Origin of the sequence: Burkholderia dolosa (assembly GCF_902499135.1) — a bacterium.
GTDB classification, from domain to species: domain Bacteria; phylum Pseudomonadota; class Gammaproteobacteria; order Burkholderiales; family Burkholderiaceae; genus Burkholderia; species Burkholderia dolosa.
The window spans coordinates 1-19,561 of record NZ_CABVPR010000086.1 but is presented as its reverse complement, the minus strand read 5'-3'; the positions used below and the strand labels follow the sequence as shown (position 1 = coordinate 19,561).

Below are 19,561 nucleotides of genomic sequence, written 5' to 3'. Positions count from 1 at the left end.
CCGAGGTTCGTGTTGTTGTTCGTGATCGAGCTGATCGTGGTCGACAGCGAGCCGATGCTCGTCGACGTTGCCGTAGACAGCGACGTCACGCTGCTGTTCGTCGTGCTCAGGCCGGTCGACAGCGAACCGATGCTCGACGACGTCGCGGTCGATAACGAACCGATCGTGGACGACGTCGCGGTGGACAGCGACGTCAGCCCGCTCGTCGTCGTGCTCAGCCCGGTGGACAACGAATTGATGCTCGACGACGTCGCCGTCGACAACGAGCCGATGCTGGTCGACAGCGAACCGGCGATGGTCGACGTCGACGTCGACAGCGAAGTCAGGTTGCTGTTCGTCGTGCTCAGGCCCGTCGACAGCGACCCGATGCTCGACGACGTGGCCGTCGACAACGACGTGATGCTCGACGTCGTCGACGTCGACAGCGAATCGACCGCCAGATTCGTCGCGTAGAGCTGCGACCCGTTGATTGCGTCGGTGCTCGTGCGCGAGATCTGGCCGGCGGCGACGTTCGTGATCTGCCGTTCGGCGCCGCTCGCGCCGACGCTGACGACGCTGGTCGGATTGATGCCCTGGAAGTTGTACGTCGCGCCGCCGATCGTCGCGCTGGCCGTCGGCACCGGTGCGGCGGTCACGGAGCCGGAGCCGAGCGCGACGTCGTTTGCATTGTTCGCGATGGCCGACGCGCCGAACGCGACCGCGCCGGCGGCTGCGGCCGTCGACGTACTGCCGAGTGCGAGCGAGCCCGTGCCTTGCGCGTTGTTCGTGTTGCCGATCGCGACCGCGCCGGTGCCGTTCGCGGTGTTGTTCGAACCCATCGTGACCGCGCCGGTGCCGATCGCGGTGCTCGGGTCGCCGATCGCGACCGCGCCGTCGCCGCTCACGGTCTGGCCGGCACCCAGCGCGACCGCGCCGGTGCCCGCCAGCACCTTCGAATTGCTGCCGCCCGCGATCGAGCCGCCGCCGGCGGCGGCGGCGACCGAGTTGCTGTCGCCGATCGCGACGGTCGACGCCGCGCCCGCGACGCTGTTGATGCCCATCGCCGTCGCGTTGGTCGCCGATGCGGTCGCCCCCGGCCCGAGTGCCGTCGCCGAAATGCCGGTCGACCGCGCGAGATTGCCGAGCGCGACGCTGAACTGCTGCGTCGCGGTCGACTGAACGCCCATCGCGACCGAGCTGAGCCCGGACGCGTTCGCGTTCAGGCCGAACGCGAGCGCGTTGTCGGCGCCCGCCGACGTATTCGAGCCGAGCGCGATCGAACTGGTGCCGAGCGCCTGCGTGCCCGAACCGGGCACGCCCGCGGTGCCGCCCCAGCCGATCGCGATCGAGCTGGTACCCTTCGCGCCGCTGTTGACGCCCATCGCGACACCGGAATTGCCGGAGGCGAGCGCGCCGCTGCCGACCGACACGGCGGCCGCGCCGGAACTGGTCGCCTGGTTGCCGAGCGCCACCGCACCCGTATCGGTCGCATGCGACGCATAACCGAGCGCGACCGACTGCGCCCCCGTGGCAAGCGATCCGAGCGCGAGCGCGGCCGCATACTGACCGGACGCGACCGCGTTGTTTCCGAGCCCGATCGACGATGCGCCGTTCGCGGTCGCCCCGCTGCCGAGCGCCACCGTCCCGACTTGCGTGGCTTGCGTCTGATTGCCGAGCGCGACCGAGTAGTCGCCGGACGCGATGGCCTGCACGCCCATCGACACGGTATTCACGCCGGTCGCCTGCGAATTGATGCCGATCGAGGTCGAGCCGTCTCCCATCGCATGCGCGCCCGGCCCCAACGCGGTCGACGAAAGGCCGGCCGCCGTGGACAGGTTGCCGTACGCGGTCGCGTTCACCTGCGCGGCGACCGCACCGTTGCCGACCGCCGTCGAACTCGCGCCGCCGGTCGCGGAACCGCCGCCCGCGGAATACTGCGCATGAGCGCCCGCGTGAAACAGCCCGAGACACGCAGCGGCCATCGCGATGACGATGTGCCGCGGCGACAGCCCCGGCGATGCGGTGCTCGCGGCGCCGCCGGCGTCAGCGCAATGCGCGGCCGCGCTTCTCGACGACGCAACGCGCTTGCCGCGCGCGCGGTCGAGCTCCGACGCCGCCACCCAGGCGCCCAGTGCCTCGTTCCAGATCGACTTGAACGACTTGTTCATCGTGTATTCCCTCGGTTCTCATGTGCTGGATCACGCAACAGCGCACGCGGCAGCAAGCGAACCCGTATCCGGCCTCGTGTTCGCTCGCGTCGCGACGCTCCGTTACTCGCTTCGTGCCGCTAAACAAAATCGTGGGGCGCCGCTCGAGCGCCTTCCCGCGCGATCGTCCGGGCGATCGAACGCCGCGCGTGCCGACGCGGCACGATGCGCGACGCAGATCGCCGGCTATCGAATCGTGGACGTCGAGGTCGTTCGCAACGCGGCGCGGCGACGGATGTCGCAGCGCGCAAACGTTCGCGCGAGCGGCGTCGCGCCGGCGCTGGAACGACCTCGGATGTCAATCGGAAGGCGTCGTGTCGACGCTGGTGGACGGCCGCCGTCCGGCATCCGGACGGCGCGCCTGTTTCATTCAGGAGGAGGATGACGTCGTGCGATGCGCAGGGCTGACGCATGCGCCGCGGGATCGCGGACGCTGACGGCGGACACCGGTTCGATCGCCCCGGTCCTCTGATCTGCCATGCCTGTCGTGCTCATATTTTTCGTGCCCCGCCTGATTCGAGAGAGCACCGCGCGCGCTCGCCCCGAACCCATCGGGCTGCCAGGCCGTTGACGCGAAGTCACTCACACTCTCCGTTCGGCGGCCGGACGGTTTTCCGGAAATCGGGAACCCCCGTCGTTTGCCGAACGACCCCTTCAAAACGATTAAGCGATCGAATTTCTTCGGTATTTTTTCTTACGTTGCGTACCGCTTTTGAACCAACTTCGTATCGTCTCGTCTTATTCCGTAGCGCAACGCAATACGCGAATCATGAAACTTTTTTTACCTCGTGCCTGTTATTCGAATTCTCCGTCGCCATCATCGCCCGACAATGTCATTATTCAATGTCACATTGACTCCGGCATGGCAGACGGGACGACAGCGAGACACTTGCGTGAATCGGCTCCGGCGGGGAGTCTCCCTCAGCCGCGTGAGGCCTAGTGTGCAAGCGTTCGGACGGTTTAATCTTTTCCGGAGCGGACAAATTCTTTTCCGGAAAGGATGATATTTACATTCATACATTTCGGCGTCTTTTTCGATTTCCATTCAAAGCAATTTCGAACGGCATTCGATAAAAGCTCACCCGTCATCGAAACGAATTCAAGCATTCGATTCACGCCGATTTAGCGATTTCCGATACTTGCAGGCGAAATTCATCGATTGGGCCACACAGGAATTGCCGCGCAATAAAACGGAAATAACGACCGGAATTCTCCGGCGCCGATCGGCATGTTTTCCCGCCCCGTTTCGTATCGATGGTCCGTCGCGGCCGCGAACCGCACGTCGCGTATCCGAACAAGTCCCTACCGGACGTATGAAATCCGCACACCCGCGCGGTTGCCGTCATATAATTTTTCGCAACAATCGCGCAGATACCGATGCTTTTCGTTCAATCCGGCCTACCTCCCCCGACGCGTCCGCAACCATGTCATCCCGCTTGTCCAGCCCGGCGTCGCTGCCTGCCACGCCGGACCTCGTTGGCGCCCATATTCTGGTCGTCGACGATCGTCCGAACGATCTGCGCCTGCTGACCGAGATCCTGCGATCGGCGCGCTGCCGAATCAGCGTCGCGTTCGACGGGCTGCAGGCCTATCATCGCGCGCAGGCAATCGCGCCGGACCTGATCCTGATGGACGTGCGGATGCCGCGCATGGACGGTTTCGCCGCGTGCCGGCTGCTGGCGTCGACGCCGTCCACGCACGCGATTCCCGTCATCATCCTGACTGCGGCCGGCGATCTCGAGAACCGCCTCGCCGGCCTCGAAACCGGTGCGATCGACTACATCGTCAAGCCGTTCGAGCCGGCCGAAGTCATTGCGCGGATCCGCAATCACCTGAAGCGCGCGCGGCGCAGCCAGCCGTTTGCGCATCTGCCCGAACTGCCCGACCACCCGGACGCGTCGATCGTGCGTGCGGCGAGCGAGATCCTGCTGCGCGACCTGCGCAATCCGCCCGCACTCGAGGATCTCGCGAAGCAGGTCGGCACGCACGAGAAGCGGCTGTCGCGCGCATTCCGCGACAATCTCGGCCAGACCGTGTTCGAGTATCTGCGCGACACGCGTCTGCGCATCGCGATGCAGTTCCTCGCCGAGACGTCGATGGGGATCGGCGACATCGCCGAGGAAATCGGCTTCTCGACGCCCGGCAACTTCGCGACCGCGTTTCGCGAGCGTTTCGGCATCACGCCGACCGACTGGCGACGCCAGCGCGTCGCCGCCGAACCGGCCGCCCGGCACACGGAACCGCACGGCGATGCGTAGCCTGCGCGCGGCATGCGCGTCGAGCGGTCGCGCCGTCCTGCTTCTGCTGCTGACGTGGTTCGTCGCGTGCACCGCCGCGCACGCCGCCGTCGCCGCGAACGATCCCGCGCAGCTCGAAGCGGTATCGCTCTTCGAGGATCGCAGCACGACGATGTCCGTCGACGACGTCGCCGCCCGGCTCGCGACGCTGTCGCGCGAGTCCGCCGCGGCGGCGCGCCCGTCGTTCAACGTCGAGTTCTCGCGCTCCGCGTGGTGGGTCCGCGCGACGCTCGTGAACCGCGACAGCGTGCCGCGCGCGCTGGTGCTCGCGCTTCGCGACGCGCGCGTCGATCGCGCGGACTTTTATATCGACCGCGACGGCACATGGACGCTCGCGAGCCGCTTCCCCGACGAAAGCGACGCGCACCGCCCGCTTTCCCGCTACCCGACGCTCGACGTGACGCTGCCTGCCGGCGGGCGCGCCGCCGTGCTGATCCGCGTCGCTTCGCGCAAGGAAATGCGGCTCGCGCCGCTCGCGTACACGCGTGAAGCGTGGAACGCGCACGAACTGCGCGCGGCGATGTGGAATTTCGGTTTCTTCGGCGGGCTGCTCGCGCTCGTATGGTGTGCGCTGCTGATCGGCTTCTTTTCGCGCAGCGGCCTGTTTCACGTGCTCGCGGTGCTGAGCCTGGGCACCGCGCTGTTCGAAGCTGCGTACCGCGGCTATATCGCGATGTATGTCGCGCCCGGCATGCGCGAATGGGTCGCGCGCGGCGAAATCGTGTCCGCGTATCTCGCGATCGCGTGCTTCATCGCGTTCATCCTGATGGTCGCGCGCCGCGAAAAGGCGTGGATGCCGCTGCGCGCCGTGTACATGGCGTTCCTCGCGCTCGAATGCGTCGGCATCGTCGGCACCGCGTTCGGCGATCTGCTGAGCTTCACGCAATTTTGTCTGCGGCTGAACACCGTGCTCGGCATCGTCAACATCGGCTGCGCACTGATGCTCGTGATCCGCCGCACGCCGACCGGCCGCGTGATGCTGATCGCGGTCACGTTCGCGACGTTCAACGTCGTGGTCCGCATGCTCGACGGACGCGACGCGCTGCCGCCGTTGCTGCACTGGGTGCGGTCCGACGTTTTCCCGAACCCGGTCATCGCGATCATCGGCCTCGCGACGCATCTGGTCGTGCTCGCCGCGTGGATCAACCACGTCGGCCGCCAGCGTACCGAAGCGCGAAAGCGGCTCGAGCATCTGCAGCTCACCGAGCAGGACAGGCTGCGCGACGAGGTCGCCAAACGCACCGTCGCGCTGAACGACGCGCTGCAGCAGGTCAACACGCACATGCAGCAGAAGATCGAGACGCTCGGCTACGTGAGCCACGATTTGCGCGCGCCGCTGTCGACGATCAACGGCTACGCGAAGCTGCTGCTGCAGACGGCGTCGCGAAGCCAGACACGGCTGATCCGCTCGATCGATCGCAGCATCCGCTATCAGCTCGCGCTGATCGACGAGCTGCTCGAATACACGAAGGCCGAACTGCAGCCGCTCGGGATCTCGCCGGATACGACCGACCTGCCCGCGCTGCTCGCCGACATCGGCGACTATGCGATCGCGCTGTGCGCGCAGCAGGACAACCGCTTCGTCTATCGGCCGACGACGGCGCTGCCGCGCACGGTGTCGATCGACGGCATCCGCCTGCAGCAGGTGCTGCTGAACCTGTTGTCGAACGCGTCGAAATTCACGCGCAACGGCACGGTAACGCTGTCCGTGGACGCGACGCGCGACGGCGATCGCTGGCAGATTCAGTTCGAGGTCGCCGATACCGGCATCGGGATCGACATGGCGAAGACCACCGATATCTTCCGCGCGTATCAGCAAGTGCAGGCGGTGAACGGCGGAACCGGGCTCGGCCTGTTCATCGCGCAGCGGATCGTGCGCGCGATGCACGGCGAACTGACCGTGTCCAGCAAGCCCGGCGTCGGCACGTCGTTCTCGTTCCGGATCGCCGCGCCGGCCCTCGGCCATGCAGTCGTGCCGCCGTCGGGGCTCGTGCGGCAGCTGCGCGCGGTCGGCGCGGCCGACCCGCAGCCGATGCCGCCCGCGATGCCGAGCCCGCCCGCCGATGCGCTCGACGAGCTGAGCGCGCTCGCCAGCGAAGGCCGCCTCACCGATATCGAGGAATGGCTCGGCCAGTATGCGGACGAGCCGCGTTATGCGGCCTTTCTGCAAGACGTGCGGCAGCACCTCGATGCACTCGATCTGCACGCGATCGAGACGCTCGCCGAATCGCTGAAACGCGAGCGCGACGCCGAATCGTCGTTCGATGCGCCGTTCGATACGCGCACGGGCACGACCGGATCGGCGCGATAGCAAAGAAGCAAAAAGAGGCGAAGAGGCGCTGCGAGCCGCGGCACGCGCGGCCACGCACACGCAAGCCCGCGAATCGCAGCTACACGCCGCGCCGGCGATCGGCCTGCTCGACGACTCGCGCGAGGCGGATGATGTCGGTCAATCCGAACTCGCCGGAATCCGGGCGCGGGCGGCCGTGTTCGTCCGCGACCCGCATCGCGAACGCGAGCGCCTCCGCGCGTTCGCGCAGCAGCGTGCGCAGCGCGTCGGCGACGATCCGGCGGTCGCGCGCGTCGCTCAGGTCGAGCATCGGCGCGGCAGCGGTGTCGGCGGACAGCACGTCGGCATCGGCGTGCATTGCGGCATCGTGGTTCATGCTTGCTCCCTCCCCAAACGACACGCGGCTATACGCGCCGCATCGTCGATACCAGCGCCGCGTCCTCGCCGGTTGCGGCCGGCCGCGCCGGCGCGGCGGCGTCGGGCGTGCGGCGACGCGCGCCGAGGCCGGGGCCACCGGTGCGCCGCCGCGCCGCATGCCGCTCGATGATCCGCTGCAGCAGGCAGAACACGCACAGCAGCGCGCCGATCACGATCCGCGTCCACCACGAGCTCAACGTGCCGTCGAACGTGATCAGCACCTGGATCGTGCCGAGAATGCCGACGCCGAACACCGAACCGATCACGTAGCCCACGCCGCCGGTGAGCAGCGTGCCGCCGATCACGGTCGCGGCGATCGCATCGAGCTCCATGCCCTGCGCCTGCAATCCGTAGCCCGACAGCACGTACATCGTGAACACGACGCCGCCGAGCGCGGAACACAGGCCGCTCAGCGCATAGACGCCGATCTTCGTGCGCGCGACCGGCAGCCCCATCAGCAGCGCCGAGCGCTCGTTGCCGCCGATCGCGTACACGTTGCGGCCGAAGCGCGTGAAATGCGCGACGTAGATCGCGACGGCGAGCGTCGCGAGCGCGACCAGCGCACCCGCGCTCAGCGTGCCGCCGCCGACCGGCACACTGATGCCCGCGATCGCATGAAACGTCGGCTCGTTGATCGTGATCGACTGCGTCGTGATCAGGAAGCACGCGCCGCGCGCGAGGAACATCCCGGCCAGCGTGACGATGAACGGCTGCAGCCGGAAGAAATGGATCAGCGCGCCCATCGCCGCACCGTACGCGGCGCCGAACGCGAGCACGAGCGGCACGATCACCCACACCGGCCAGTGCAGCCGCTCGGCGCCGACCGCGCAGAAGATCGTCGTCAGCGCAACGACGGAGCCGACCGACAGATCGATGCCGCCCGACACGATCACGAACGTCATTCCGATCGCGACGATCAGCAGGAACGCGTTGTCGACGAGCAGCCCCGTGAGCACCTGCATCGAGAAGAAACCCGTGTACATCACGGATCCAAAGCCGAACAGCGCGGCGAACAGCGCGATCGTCACGACGATCGGCAGCGTGCGCGGGTCAGCGAGGCGGCCAAGGAAACGGTTCATCGCGAAGTCGCTCCGGTAGTGGTGCGCGCACGCGCAAAGGACACGAGCCGCGACGCGTGCCGCACGACCAGCGCACGCGCGGCATCCGACTGGATCAGCGTGACGACGATCACGACGATTGCCTTCACGACGAGCGTCGCTTCGGGCGGCACGCCGATCGAATACGTCGTATACGTGAGGGTCTGGATGATCAGCGCGCCGAGCACCGAGCCGGCGAGACTGAAGCGGCCGCCGAGCAGCGACGTGCCGCCGAGCGTCACCGCGAGAATCGCGTCGAGCTCGAGCAGCAGCCCCGCGTTGTTGCCGTCCGCGCTGCGCACGTTCGAACTCGCGAGTATCCCAGCGACCGCGGCCATCACGCCGCAGCACAGATAGACGCCGAACACGACCGCGCCGGAGCGCAGCCCGACGAGCCGCGTCGCGACCGGGTTCACGCCGATCGCGCGTATGAACAGGCCGAGCGCGGTGCAGTTCATCAGCAGCGTGATCGCGACGATCGCCGCGATCGCGATCCACACCGCGTTCGGCACCGTCGCGAGATAGCCGCCGCCGAGCGTCAGATAGCCGGGCGAGCCGATCGGAATGATCTGGCCGCCGGTCAGCAGCTGCGCGATGCCGCGGCCGGCCACCATCAGGATCAGCGTCGCGATGATCGGCTGCATCCCGACGAACGCGACCAGCACGCCGTTCCACGCGCCGGCGAGCAGCCCGACCGCGAGCGCGGCGGCGAGCGCGGTGCCGACGCGCGACGGATCGGCGTCGAGCACGATCGCCGCGGCCGCGCCCGCGATCGCGACGATCGCGCCGACCGAGATGTCGATTCCGCCGGTCGCGATCACGAGCGTCATCCCGAGCGACACGATCACGAGCGGCGCCGCGCGGTTCAGGATGTCGATCGGCGCGCCGAACAGGTGGCCGTCGAGCAGCGAGATCGACAGGAAGCCCGGCCGATGCGCGACGTCGAGCGCGAACAGCAGCACGAGCGTGAGCACCGGCCACACGAGCGGATGACGAAGGAGCGTGCGAAGCCGCGTCATGACTGGCCTCCGGCGATCAGTCGGTAGATCTGTTCCTCGGATGCGTCGCCGCCGGACAGTTCGGCAACCTTGCGCCGGTCGCGCAGCACCGCGATCCGGTGGCTCACGCGCACCACTTCGCTGATTTCCGACGAGATGAACAGGATCGCGAGCCCTTTCGCGCACAGCGCGAGCACGCGCTCCATGATGTCGAACTTCGCGGCGACGTCGATGCCGCGCGTCGGCTCGTCGAGAATCAGCAGCTTCGGGTCGGTCGCGAGCCAGCGCGCGAGCAGCACCTTCTGCTGGTTGCCGCCCGACAGCAGTCCGATGGGCTGCTCGGCATCGCGCGCCTTGATGCCGAGCCGCTCGATGTACGTGTCGGCGATCTCGCGCTGGCGCGCGCGCCCGATCAGCCGCCACCAGCCGCGCCGCGCCTGCAGCGCGAGCACGATGTTCTCGCGGATCGACAGCGCGGCGACGATCCCTTCCTTCTTGCGGTCTTCCGGACAATATGCGATTCCGTGCTTCACCGCGTCGTGCGGCGACGCGAGCCGCGCCCGCGCGCCGCCGATCTCGATCGCGCCGGTGTCCGTGCGCTCGGCCGCGAACGCGAGCCGCGCGGTTTCCGTGCGGCCGGAGCCGAGCAGCCCGGCGAGCCCGACGATTTCGCCGGGCCGCACGTCGAGATCGAGCGGGCTCATCATGCCGCGCCGGCCGACGCGCTGCATCGACAGAAACGGCGCGGCCGTGGCCGCGTCGCGCGCGACGGCCGCCGCGCCGGCCTGCAGCGTGTCGGACATCCGTTCGCGGCCCGTCATCTTCGCGACGAGCGCGTCGACCGGCAGATCGCGCGCCAGATATTCGCCTTCGCGTTCGCCGTTGCGCATCACGGTGATGCGGTCGGAGATCGCATAGGTCTGTTCGAGAAAGTGCGTGACGAACAGGATCGCGATGCCCGACGCCTTCAGTCTGCGCAGCACGTCGAACAGCCGCGCGACCTCGCCGTCGTCGAGGCTCGACGTCGGTTCGTCGAGAATCAGCACGCGCGCGTCGACCGACACGGCACGCGCGATCGCGACCATCTGCTGCACCGCGATCGGATACGCATCGAGCGAGCGCGTGACGTCGAGCGACAGGTCGAGCTCGGCGAGCGCGTCTCGCGCGCGCGCGTGGATCGTCTTCCAGTCGATCGCGCCGCGCCGCATCGGCTGCCGGCCCGCGAAGATGTTCTCCGCGACCGACAGGTTCGTGCACAGGTTCACTTCCTGGTAGAGCGTCTGGATGCCGGCCGCCTCCGCTTCGCGCGGCGCCGCGAAACGCACCGGCGCGCCGCCGACGCGAATCTCGCCCGCATCGTGCGCATGCACGCCGGTCAGCACGTTGATCAGCGTCGACTTGCCCGCGCCGTTCTGGCCCATCAGCGCGTGGATCTCGCCCGGAAACAGCCGGAAGCTCACGCGCTGCAGCGCGTTGACGCCCGGAAACGTCTTGTCGATGTCGATCATCTCGACCACCGGCGAATGGGTCATGGACGCTCCATCGTGGAGGACACCGGACGCCGGGCGGCGGCAACGCGCGCCGCCGCCCGCACGGGCATCAGTATTTGCGGGTCGGCAGCACTTGCGCCGCGACGTTCATCGGGAACACCGTCTCGTTCGTCACGATGCGCTTCGGCAGCTGCTTGCCGGCGACGACGTCCTTCACCGCGGTCATCAGCTGCGGGCCGAGCAGCGGGCTGCATTCGACGTCGACGTTGATCTTGCCGGCGATCATCGCCTGGAAGCCGGCCTTCGTCGCATCGAACGACACGACGCTGACGTCCTTGCCGGGCTTGATCCCGGCTTCTTCCATCGCCTGGATCGCGCCGAGCGCCATGTCGTCGTTGTGCGCGTATACGACGTTGATCTGCTTGCCGTAGGTCTTCGCGAACGCTTCCATCACCTGCTTGCCGCCGGCGAGCGTGAAGTCGCCGCTCTGCGACGCGATCACCTTGAACTTCGGATTGTTCTTGATCACTTCGAGCAGGCCCGCGCGGCGATCGTTGGCCGGCGCCGAGCCGACCGTGCCCTGCAGCTCGACGATGTTGATCGGGCCCGCGTCGTTCTTGTAGCGCTCTTCGAGCCAGTGGCCCGCGCGGCGGCCTTCCTCGAGGAAGTCCGAGCCGATCATCGTCACGTACAGCGACGGATCCTTCACGTCGACGCCGCGATCGGTCAGGATCACCGGAATGTGCGCGGCCTTCGCTTCGTTGAGCACCGGCTCCCAGCCCGACTCGACGACCGGCGAGAACGCGATCACGTCGACCTTCTGCGCGATGAACGAGCGGATCGCGCGAATCTGGTTCTCCTGCTTCTGCTGCGCGTCCGAGAATTTCAGGTTGATGCCGGCGTCCTTCGCCGCGCTCTTGATCGACACGGTATTCGCGGTGCGCCACGCGCTCTCCGCACCGACCTGGGAAAACCCGAGCGTGATCGGCTTTTGCTGCGCGTACGCGCCGGATGCGAGCAGCGTCGCCGCAGCGACGATCGCACCGGCCGCCAGCTTCCTGATGAATGTCATGGTCCGTCTCCGATGATGTCGTTGTATGCCGCGGCGTCGGCCTGCCCTGCGCTGTTCTGATTCTGCGTGGCGCGAGCGCGGTTCGGGGCTGCGCTGGCCGCCGCTGCCGCGCCGGCCGGGAATGCACGCCCCGGATCAGTCTAGGAACAAGTCCGATAACCTTCCAATGAAATATTGGATTGTGCCGATATCGATATCGGCATACGTATAAACACCTAAGCCGCGCAAACCGACGCGCGGCGTGGCGCACAAAACTTGCTACGGGCTCCGGACCGTGCGCGCGATCTGCCGTGCGCGCCGATCGCAACGACGAACAGGAGAAACCGTGTCCGCTACCCCGACCGACCGGTGCGCCGCCGCATGAAGGCGACCGACGACCGCGGCGCCGTGAAGCTGCGCTACGTCGACGACCGGCAGCCCGGCTACACGCGCCGGCGCGTGCGCAACGGTTTCGCGTATTACAAGCCGAACGGCGAACGCATCCGCGACGCCGACGAAATCGCCCGCATCAACGCACTCGCGATTCCGCCGGCGTATACGGACGTATGGATCTGCGCGGACCCGCGCGGCCATCTGCAGGCGACCGGGCGCGACGCGCGCGGGCGCAAGCAATACCGCTATCACCCGCTGTGGCGCGAAACGCGCGACGCGAACAAGTACGCGCGGATGGCCGCGTTCGCGCGGGCGCTGCCGCGCATCCGCGCGCACGTCGCACGCGATCTCGCGCTGCCCGGCATGCCCCGCGACAAGATCGTCGCGACGATCGTGCGGCTGCTCGACACGACGTTCGCGCGGGTCGGCAACGCCGAATATGCACGCGAGAACGCGTCGTACGGGCTCACGACGCTGCGCAAGCGGCACGTGACGATTCGTTCGGGGCAGGTCCGGCTGCGCTTCACCGGCAAGAGCGGCATCGAGCACGACGTGACCGTCGACGATCCGCGCGTGAGCCGCATCGTGCGGCGCTGCGCGGAACTGCACGGGCACGAGCTGTTCCAGTACGTCGACGAGCATGGCGAGCGCCATACCGTCGGTTCGTCGGACGTCAACGACTATCTGCGCGACGCGGGCGGCGCGGAATTCACCGCGAAGGACTACCGGACGTGGGCCGGCAGCGTGCAGGCGCTCGCGCTGCTGCGGCGCACGCCGTATCGCGGCGTCACGCATGCACGCAAGCAGATCGTCGAAACCGTGCGGACGGTGGCCGACATGCTGCGCAACACGCCGGCCGTCTGCCGGCGCTGCTATATCCATCCGGCCGTGCTCGACGCATTCGAGTCGGGCACGCTCGATACGCTCGAGGTGCTGCGCACGCCGCGAGGTCTGCGCGTGGACGAAGCGGCGTTCGCCGCGTTGCTCGCGCTGGCGGCGCGGCGCGCGCCCGGTCACGACGCGATCGAGTTCGCCGCGCTGCGGAAGATCAGCGGCCGCTCGTCGCGCCGCTCGGTGCGTCGCGCGAATTGCACGACCTGCTCGACGCGGCCGTGATGCGCGGACTTCGCACACACCGGATCGGCCTGCGCCGGATCGCCGGCCAGCATGTACGCCTGGCAGCGGCAGCCGCCGTGATCCGTGTGCCGCTCGTCGCACGTGCGGCACGGATCGCGCATCCAGCCGTCGCCGCGAAACGCGTTGAACGCATCGCTGTCGTACCAGATCTCCTTCAGCGACCGGTCGCGCACGTTCGGCAGCGCGAGGCCGGGCAGCGAGCGCGCCGCATGGCACGGCAGCGCGGTGCCATCCGGCGCGACGCCGAGGAACACCGAACCCCAGCCGTTCATGCAGGCCTTCGGCCGCTGCTCGAAGTAGTCGGGCACGACGAACAGGATCTTGCATCGGTCGCCGACGAGCTTGCGGTAGCGGTTGACCGTTTCCTCCGCTTCGCGCAGCTGCTCGGCAGTCGGCATCAGCTGGTCGCGATTCAGCATCGCCCAGCCGTAGTACTGCGTATTGGCCAGTTCGAGAAAATCCGCGCCGAGATCGAGCGCCATCTCGATGATCTGGCCGACGTGCGGCAGGTTGTAGCGATGCAGCACGCAGTTCAGCACCATCGGATAGCCGTGCGACTTGATCAGCCGCGCGACGTCGCGCTTCAGTTCGAACGTGCGCGTGCTGGTCAGGAAGTCGTTCAGCTCGCGGGTCGAGTCCTGCAGCGACAGCTGAATGTGATCGAGTCCCGCCGCCTTGAGCCGGCCGATGCGCGCGACGTTCAGCCCGATGCCCGACGTGATCAGATTCGTGTAGAAGCCGAGCGCACGCGCATGCTCGACCAGCGCCTCGAGGTCGCCGCGCTGCAGCGGCTCGCCGCCGGAAAAGCCGATCTGCGCGGCGCCGAGCGCGCGCGCATCGCGAATCACCGTGCGCCACGTGCCGGTATCGAGCTCGGCGCCGTGCGACGCGAAATCGACCGGGTTGTAGCAGAACGCGCAATGCAGCGGGCACCGATACGTGAGCTCGGCGAGCAGCCACAACGGCGGCGAAACGGACGGCGACGGCCGGGTAGGATCGGCTGCCATGTCAGTCGAGCCAGCCGCGCAGCCGCGCGTGATCGAGGAAGCGGTACACGTCCGACGCGAGGTCCGACGTGCTGAACAACCGCTCGAGTTCGCCGATGATGTCGTCGAGCTCGCGCGTGCCGTCGCAGCGCGCGAGAATCTCGCCGGCGCTCGGATTGAGTTTGACCATCCCTTCCGGATACAACAGCACGTACGCATCCTGGGCCGCCTCCCACTGCAGGCGGTACATGCCCCTCAGCGAGGGGCGCAGCGGCACGCCGCTGACGGCGTCGGTGGAGTTCATGCGGGATACGCCTTTTCGATTGCATCGAGGATCGACCACAGGACATCCAGCTTGAACGACAGGATGTCGAGCGCTCGTCGTTGCGCTTCCGGTGTCGTGAAATGGCGCAGCGTCACCGCGAGCCCGTGCTCGACGTCGCGCTGCGCGAGCGGCACGCGGCTGCGGAAATACTGCAGCCCGTCCGCGTCGATCCACGGGTAGTGCGACGGCCAGCCCGCGAGCCGGTCGAGGTGGATCTGCGGCGCGAACATCTCCGTCAGCGACGAGCACACGGCTTCCTGCCACGGCGCGCGGCGCGCGAAGTTCACATACGCATCGACCGCGAAGCGCACGCCGGGCAGCACGCGTTCGAGCGACCACAGTTGCGAGCGCGGGATGCCGACCGCTTCGCCGAGCCGCGCCCACGCTTCGATTCCGCCTGCGTCGCCGCCGTGTCCGTCGTGATCGAGAATCCGCTGCACCCACAGTCGGCGCGTGTCGCGGTCCGGACAATTCGACAGGATCGCCGCGTCCTTCAGCGGAATGCTGATCTGGTAGTAGAAGCGGTTCGCGACCCAGCCGCGGATCTGCTCGGGCGAGCACGCGCCCGAGTTCAGCCGCCGGTTGAACGGATGATGAATGTGATAGCGCGATTCGAGCGCGCGCAGGTGCGCCTCGAACTCCTGCGCGCTCCAGGGCGTCGCGTGCAGCGCGGTAGCGGGAAGCGGTGCGTTCATCGTGGTCATACCTCGAGTTGCATACCGTCGTACGCGACGTCGATTCCGTGCGCGCGCAACTGCATGCGCGGCGCGGAATCGGGGTCGAGAATCGGGTTCGTGTTGTTGATGTGCGTGAGGACCTTGCGCGTGCGCGCGGGCAGCGCGGCGAGCCGGTCGATCATGCCGGGCCGGACTCCGTCGCCGCACTGCGCGAGATGGCCCATGTCGGCCGCGCGCTTCGACGACAGACCGAGGTCGATCATCTCCGTGGCCGTCCAGAACGTGCCGTCGACCAGCACGAGATCCGCGTCGCGCATCGCGGCCTGCACGGTGTCGTCGACGGCCGCGAGGCCGGGCGCATAGAACGCCGCGCGCCCGCTCGCCGCATCCTCGATCAGCAGCGCGATGTTGTCGCCGGCCGTCGCGGCCGCGCGGCGCGGCGAATAAGGCGGCGGCCTGCTGTCGACCGGCACCGCGGTAAAGCCGATGCCGTCCGCGCCCGGTATCGAGAACGGCTCGCCGAGCGCGATCGCGTGCGTGTCGACGCCGCAGTAGTGGCCGAGCAGCGGCACGAGCGGCAGCCCGGTCGACAGGTCGTCGAGCACCGGCTCGCTCGCATACAGCGGCAGCGGCGCGGTGCGCTCGCGCAGCATCAGCAGGCCGGTCACGTGATCGATCTGCGCGTCGCACAGCACGACCGCGACGATGCCGCTGTCGCGGATCGCACGCGCAGGCTGCAACTCGGGCACCGCGCGCAGCTGCGCGAGAAGATCCGGCGACGCGTTGATCAGCACCCAGTCCGCGCCGTTCGCGCTGACCGCGATCGACGACTGCGTGCGCGGCACGATGCCGTCCGTGCCGGCACGCGCGCGCCGGCAATTGCCGCAATTGCAGTTCCACTGCGGCAAGCCGCCGCCGGCGCCCGAGCCGAGTATCTTGATCTTCATCTGCGTGTGCTCCCGGTGCCGCCCGCGCCGGCTATGTCGACGCGGGCGGTGTCGCACGGGCGATCAGCGGTTGGCGATGTACATCGTGATTTCGAAGCCGAAGCGCAGGTCGGTATAGGCGGGGGTCGTCCACTGCATGATGTGTCTCCTTGTCGAGTACGTGAGTCGAAAGAACCGCGTCGATCGAGCGGTCGCTACCATTCAGCAAGGAGCATGCCGGGTTGACGACGCACGTTCGCGCGTCGCTGCGACGCCGGCCGCGTCGCGGTTTCGCGCCCATCCTTACGAATGCCGTACATAAAGCTTTCATGAAACGCCACACGGCAACCCGAGCGGCGCGGGCGCGACGGCCCGACTGTTGAATCCTTGAACACCCGGTGTTGCAAGCTGACACACCGGTGTCACAGCAGCACGCTCGTCAGCGTTCGTCCGTGTGGCACGCATCGGGCCCGGCGGCCGGCATCTTCCGGTAGATCGTGTTGCGCGACACGCCGAGCGCGCGCGCCGCCGCCGATACGTTGCCGCCGTGCCGCGCGAGTGCCGCCGCGATCGCGGACGCCGCCACGTCCTGCAGACGCGCATCGGCCGCGATCGGCACGTCGGCGGCGGGCAGGCGCGGCACGTGGCCGCGGGCCTCGGCCGTCGCATCGTCGCGCCGCAGATCGTCGAAGAAGTCGTCGGGCAGATGCTCGCGGCGGATTTCGCTGTCGTCGTCGACCATCGCGGCCGCGGTACGCAGCAGGTTCGCGAGCTGCCGAAAGTTGCCGGGCCACGCGCAGCGCTCGAACAGCGCCATCACGTCGGGCGCGACGCTCAGCGGGCGGCGGCCCGGCCCCGACAGCGTCTCGCGCTGCAGCATCTTCTGCACGACGACCGCGAGGTCGGTGCGGTCGCGCAGCGGCGGCAGCCGCACGACGAGGCCGTTGAGCCGGTAGTACAAGTCTTCGCGGAAGCGGTTCTGCGCGATCATGTCGCGCAGATCGCGGTGCGTCGCGCAGATGATCGCGATGTCGACGCCGATCGCCTTCGTCGAGCCGAGCGGGTTGACGATGCGCTCCTGCAGCACGCGCAGCAGCCGCACCTGCAGCGGATACGGCATGTCGCCGATCTCGTCGAGAAACAGCGTGCCGCCGTTCGCCTGCAGCAGCTTGCCGGTCGCGCCCTTGCGGCGCGCGCCGGTAAACGCGCCCTCCTCGTAGCCGAACAGCTCGGATTCGATCAGCGTCTCCGGTATCGATGCGCAGTTGACCGCAACAAAGGGCCCGTCGCGGCGCGGCGAATCGTTGTGGATCGCCTGCGCGAGCAGCTCCTTGCCGGTGCCGGTCTCGCCGGTGATCAGCACCGGAATGTCCTTGCCGATCACCTTGCGCACCTTTGCGATCACCGCGGCGACCTGCGGATCGCCGGTGTCGAGATAGCTGAGCCGCGACAGCGTCGCCGAGCCCGGCGCGGCCGGCGCGCGCGCAGCCGGCGCGGCGCCGTCGTGCACTTCGGCCGGACGGCTGCCTTCCGCGCGCAACGCGCGCCGGAACTGCACGCGCGCGCATACGACGGCGCCGTTGCCGAGGTTCAGCGTCACGTGCGGCTCCGTGCTTGCGCGCATGCGGTCGATCAACTGCGCGCTCGTCACGTCGAACAGCGACGCCAGCGTGTGCGCGCGCAGCGCGGACAGCGGCATTCCGAGCTGGAATTGCGCGCTGCGGTTCGCCGACAGGAAGCGGCCGTCGGCCGTGAACGCGACGATCCCTTCCATCAGCGTGCCGAGGAATTCGGGGCGGCCGTGGAACGACACCTGCAGCGTCTCCTGGAACGTCGTCGTGAACAGATGGTTCTCGATCATCTGCACCGACATCTTCGCGAGCGCCATCGTGTGCTGGTGGTAGCTGCGATGGTCGCCGGTCACGTCCAGCACGCCGATCGCGTCGCCGTAAGGATCGAGGATCGGCACGCTCGAACAGGTCAGGAAATGGTTCGCCGCGAGAAAGTGCTGATCGCCGTGCACGACCATCGGACACAGCTCCGCGAGCGCGGTGCCGATCGCGTTGGTGCCCTGCCGGTTCTCGGCCCAGTTCGCGCCGGGGCGCAGCGCGACGCGCTCGGCGCGCCGCAAAAAGTCGTCGTCGCCGATCGAATGCAGGATCAATCCTTCCGCATCGGTCAGCACGATCATGCTCTGCGTATTGACGATCTGCTCGTGCAGCGTCTCCATCACCGGCATCGCGTGCACGCACAGCACGCGGTTCTGCTCGCGCTTGAGCGCAAGCTCAGGGCCGGACAGCACGTCGTAGTCGGGACGTGCGGACGCGTGCAGCCCGAACGTCTCCGAGCGCTGATGGGACTTCTGGATCGTCGGTGTCGGCCAGCCCGGCGCCTGCGGGGCTCGTGCGTCGGCCGTCGGATGAACGTCATCGCGCATTGTCTCCTCCGGGGTCCTTTCCGGTCGGTCGCCGGACACTTTGTCCGTTTATATAAGCAAGCATCGGGCCATCAGCGCCGCGGTGCGCCGAGTTCACGTGCTTTCGGTACGTGCGGCACGCAACCGAAAGGCAATTGCAAGAACGATGACGCGGCAGCGTTCGTGTGGACGCGCTCGCTCGATCGCGGTCGCGTCCGCGCGGCGGTCCGCGACCGCGATCGTCGCTGGCGCGATTCTGGCTTCATCGCGCGTCGGGGTCCGGCCGCGTCGCGCGTGCTCGCTGCGCGGCCGGCCCTCTCCGGCATTCCGTCTATCATCGACTTCGTTCCGACCGACATGACGCAGCCAGCAGACCGATCGTCATCGACCGCCGTTCGCCGGCGCCTGTCCCGCGACGGATGCACGATCGCGTGGCTCGAAGCCGGCAACCCGCTCGGTCAGCCCGTCGTCGTGCTGCACGGCGGGCCCGGCAGCGGCTGCGGGCCCGCGATGCTGCGCGGCTTCGATCTCGCGCGAACCCATGTCGTGCTGGTCGACCAGCGCGGCGCCGGTGCGTCGACGCCGCGCGGCAGCCTGCGCCACAACGACACCGCGCGGCTGGTCGGCGATCTCGATGCGCTGCGCGCGCATCTCGGGATCGCGCGCTGGGGCGTCGTCGGCGGCTCGTGGGGCGCTGCGCTCGCGCTCGCATATGCCGGGCAGCATCCTTCGCGCGTCGCGGGCGTCGTGTTGCGCGGGCTGTTCCTGACGTCCGCGCGCGAGATGCGCGGTCTGTTCGCCGGATCGCGCATGCGCGCGCCGCGCGCGTGGCAGCAGTGGGTCGCCGCCGCGCGCGCACCGGGCGCCGATCGCCT

Annotated in this window: 17 protein-coding genes; 5 read left to right on the top strand and 12 right to left on the bottom strand. The window is 68.2% G+C overall.

The genetic code is table 11. The features are described 5' to 3' along the window. On the bottom strand, positions 1–2,147 hold a 2,147-nt coding region (locus tag BUB20358_RS25830), incomplete at its 3' end, for an ESPR-type extended signal peptide-containing protein (RefSeq protein ID WP_302477272.1). Here BUB20358_RS25830 and BUB20358_RS25825 point away from each other — a divergent pair. The 3 genes from BUB20358_RS25825 to BUB20358_RS25815 all read left to right on the top strand — a co-directional run bounded on the left by BUB20358_RS25825 (position 2,131) and on the right by BUB20358_RS25815 (position 6,794). Next, positions 2,131–2,571: a hypothetical protein gene (locus tag BUB20358_RS25825; RefSeq protein ID WP_128567392.1), complete on the top strand. Its 441-nt coding sequence runs from the start codon at positions 2,131–2,133 to the stop codon at positions 2,569–2,571. The two genes, BUB20358_RS25830 and BUB20358_RS25825, sit on opposite strands and share 17 nt — an antisense overlap. Positions 2,572–3,610: 1,039 nt before the next feature. Continuing rightward, positions 3,611–4,444 carry a response regulator transcription factor gene (locus BUB20358_RS25820; RefSeq protein WP_035975522.1) on the top strand — a complete coding sequence of 278 codons (834 nt, stop codon included), beginning with the start codon at positions 3,611–3,613 and terminating at the stop codon, positions 4,442–4,444. Beyond that, complete coding sequence (locus tag BUB20358_RS25815; RefSeq protein WP_006767114.1) at positions 4,437–6,794, top strand: sensor histidine kinase; 2,358 nt, start codon at positions 4,437–4,439, stop codon at positions 6,792–6,794. Before BUB20358_RS25820 ends, BUB20358_RS25815 begins: the two co-directional genes overlap by 8 nt. 79 nt (positions 6,795–6,873) lie before the next feature. On the opposite strand, the gene BUB20358_RS25810 is transcribed toward BUB20358_RS25815, so the two are convergent. From BUB20358_RS25810 to BUB20358_RS25790, 5 genes are all read right to left on the bottom strand, one after another. Next, positions 6,874–7,149 (bottom strand): hypothetical protein, encoded by a 276-nt coding sequence (locus BUB20358_RS25810; protein WP_035975520.1) that lies wholly within the window; start codon positions 7,147–7,149, stop codon positions 6,874–6,876. 28 nt (positions 7,150–7,177) lie between these two features. Then, on the bottom strand, positions 7,178–8,269 hold the full coding sequence (yjfF, locus tag BUB20358_RS25805) for a galactofuranose ABC transporter, permease protein YjfF (RefSeq protein ID WP_035975518.1): 1,092 nt from the start codon (positions 8,267–8,269) through the stop codon (positions 7,178–7,180). Next, complete coding sequence (locus BUB20358_RS25800; protein ID WP_035975516.1) at positions 8,266–9,306, bottom strand: ABC transporter permease; 1,041 nt, start codon at positions 9,304–9,306, stop codon at positions 8,266–8,268. The genes yjfF and BUB20358_RS25800 overlap by 4 nt, the downstream gene beginning before the upstream one ends. Then, positions 9,303–10,817 (bottom strand): sugar ABC transporter ATP-binding protein, encoded by a 1,515-nt coding sequence (locus tag BUB20358_RS25795; RefSeq protein ID WP_006767112.1) that lies wholly within the window; start codon positions 10,815–10,817, stop codon positions 9,303–9,305. The genes BUB20358_RS25800 and BUB20358_RS25795 overlap by 4 nt, the downstream gene beginning before the upstream one ends. A gap of 67 nt (positions 10,818–10,884) precedes the next feature. After that, positions 10,885–11,847, bottom strand: a complete 963-nt coding sequence (locus tag BUB20358_RS25790) for an ABC transporter substrate-binding protein (RefSeq protein ID WP_035975514.1) — start codon at positions 11,845–11,847, stop codon at positions 10,885–10,887. Positions 11,848–12,207: 360 nt separating this feature from the next. Here BUB20358_RS25790 and BUB20358_RS25785 point away from each other — a divergent pair, with 360 nt between their 5' ends. Beyond that, positions 12,208–13,335 (top strand): DNA topoisomerase IB, encoded by a 1,128-nt coding sequence (locus BUB20358_RS25785; RefSeq protein WP_045552347.1) that lies wholly within the window; start codon positions 12,208–12,210, stop codon positions 13,333–13,335. Here the strand turns inward: BUB20358_RS25785 and pqqE are convergent. The 6 genes from pqqE to BUB20358_RS25755 all read right to left on the bottom strand — a co-directional run bounded on the left by pqqE (position 13,233) and on the right by BUB20358_RS25755 (position 18,707). Continuing rightward, complete coding sequence (pqqE, locus tag BUB20358_RS25780; RefSeq protein WP_006767109.1) at positions 13,233–14,363, bottom strand: pyrroloquinoline quinone biosynthesis protein PqqE; 1,131 nt, start codon at positions 14,361–14,363, stop codon at positions 13,233–13,235. The genes BUB20358_RS25785 and pqqE overlap by 103 nt on opposite strands. A gap of 1 nt (position 14,364) precedes the next feature. Continuing rightward, the gene (pqqD, locus tag BUB20358_RS25775) at positions 14,365–14,646 is read right to left on the bottom strand and encodes a pyrroloquinoline quinone biosynthesis peptide chaperone PqqD (RefSeq protein ID WP_006767108.1); all 282 of its coding nucleotides are present in this window, start codon (positions 14,644–14,646) and stop codon (positions 14,365–14,367) included. After that, positions 14,643–15,362: a pyrroloquinoline-quinone synthase PqqC gene (pqqC, locus tag BUB20358_RS25770; RefSeq protein WP_006767107.1), complete on the bottom strand. Its 720-nt coding sequence runs from the start codon at positions 15,360–15,362 to the stop codon at positions 14,643–14,645. Before pqqC ends, pqqD begins: the two co-directional genes overlap by 4 nt. A 5-nt stretch (positions 15,363–15,367) precedes the next feature. Continuing rightward, the gene (gene pqqB, locus BUB20358_RS25765; RefSeq protein WP_035975512.1) at positions 15,368–16,291 is read right to left on the bottom strand and encodes a pyrroloquinoline quinone biosynthesis protein PqqB; all 924 of its coding nucleotides are present in this window, start codon (positions 16,289–16,291) and stop codon (positions 15,368–15,370) included. Positions 16,292–16,354: 63 nt separating this feature from the next. Beyond that, positions 16,355–16,429 carry a pyrroloquinoline quinone precursor peptide PqqA gene (gene pqqA, locus BUB20358_RS25760; protein WP_006410019.1) on the bottom strand — a complete coding sequence of 25 codons (75 nt, stop codon included), beginning with the start codon at positions 16,427–16,429 and terminating at the stop codon, positions 16,355–16,357. A gap of 280 nt (positions 16,430–16,709) precedes the next feature. After that, complete coding sequence (locus tag BUB20358_RS25755) at positions 16,710–18,707, bottom strand: sigma-54-dependent Fis family transcriptional regulator (RefSeq protein WP_035975510.1); 1,998 nt, start codon at positions 18,705–18,707, stop codon at positions 16,710–16,712. 336 nt (positions 18,708–19,043) lie between these two features. Between BUB20358_RS25755 and BUB20358_RS25750 the strand changes: the two genes are divergently transcribed. Beyond that, positions 19,044–19,561 (top strand): alpha/beta fold hydrolase (locus BUB20358_RS25750; protein ID WP_174905138.1); only part of this gene is annotated, 518 nt, incomplete at its 3' end.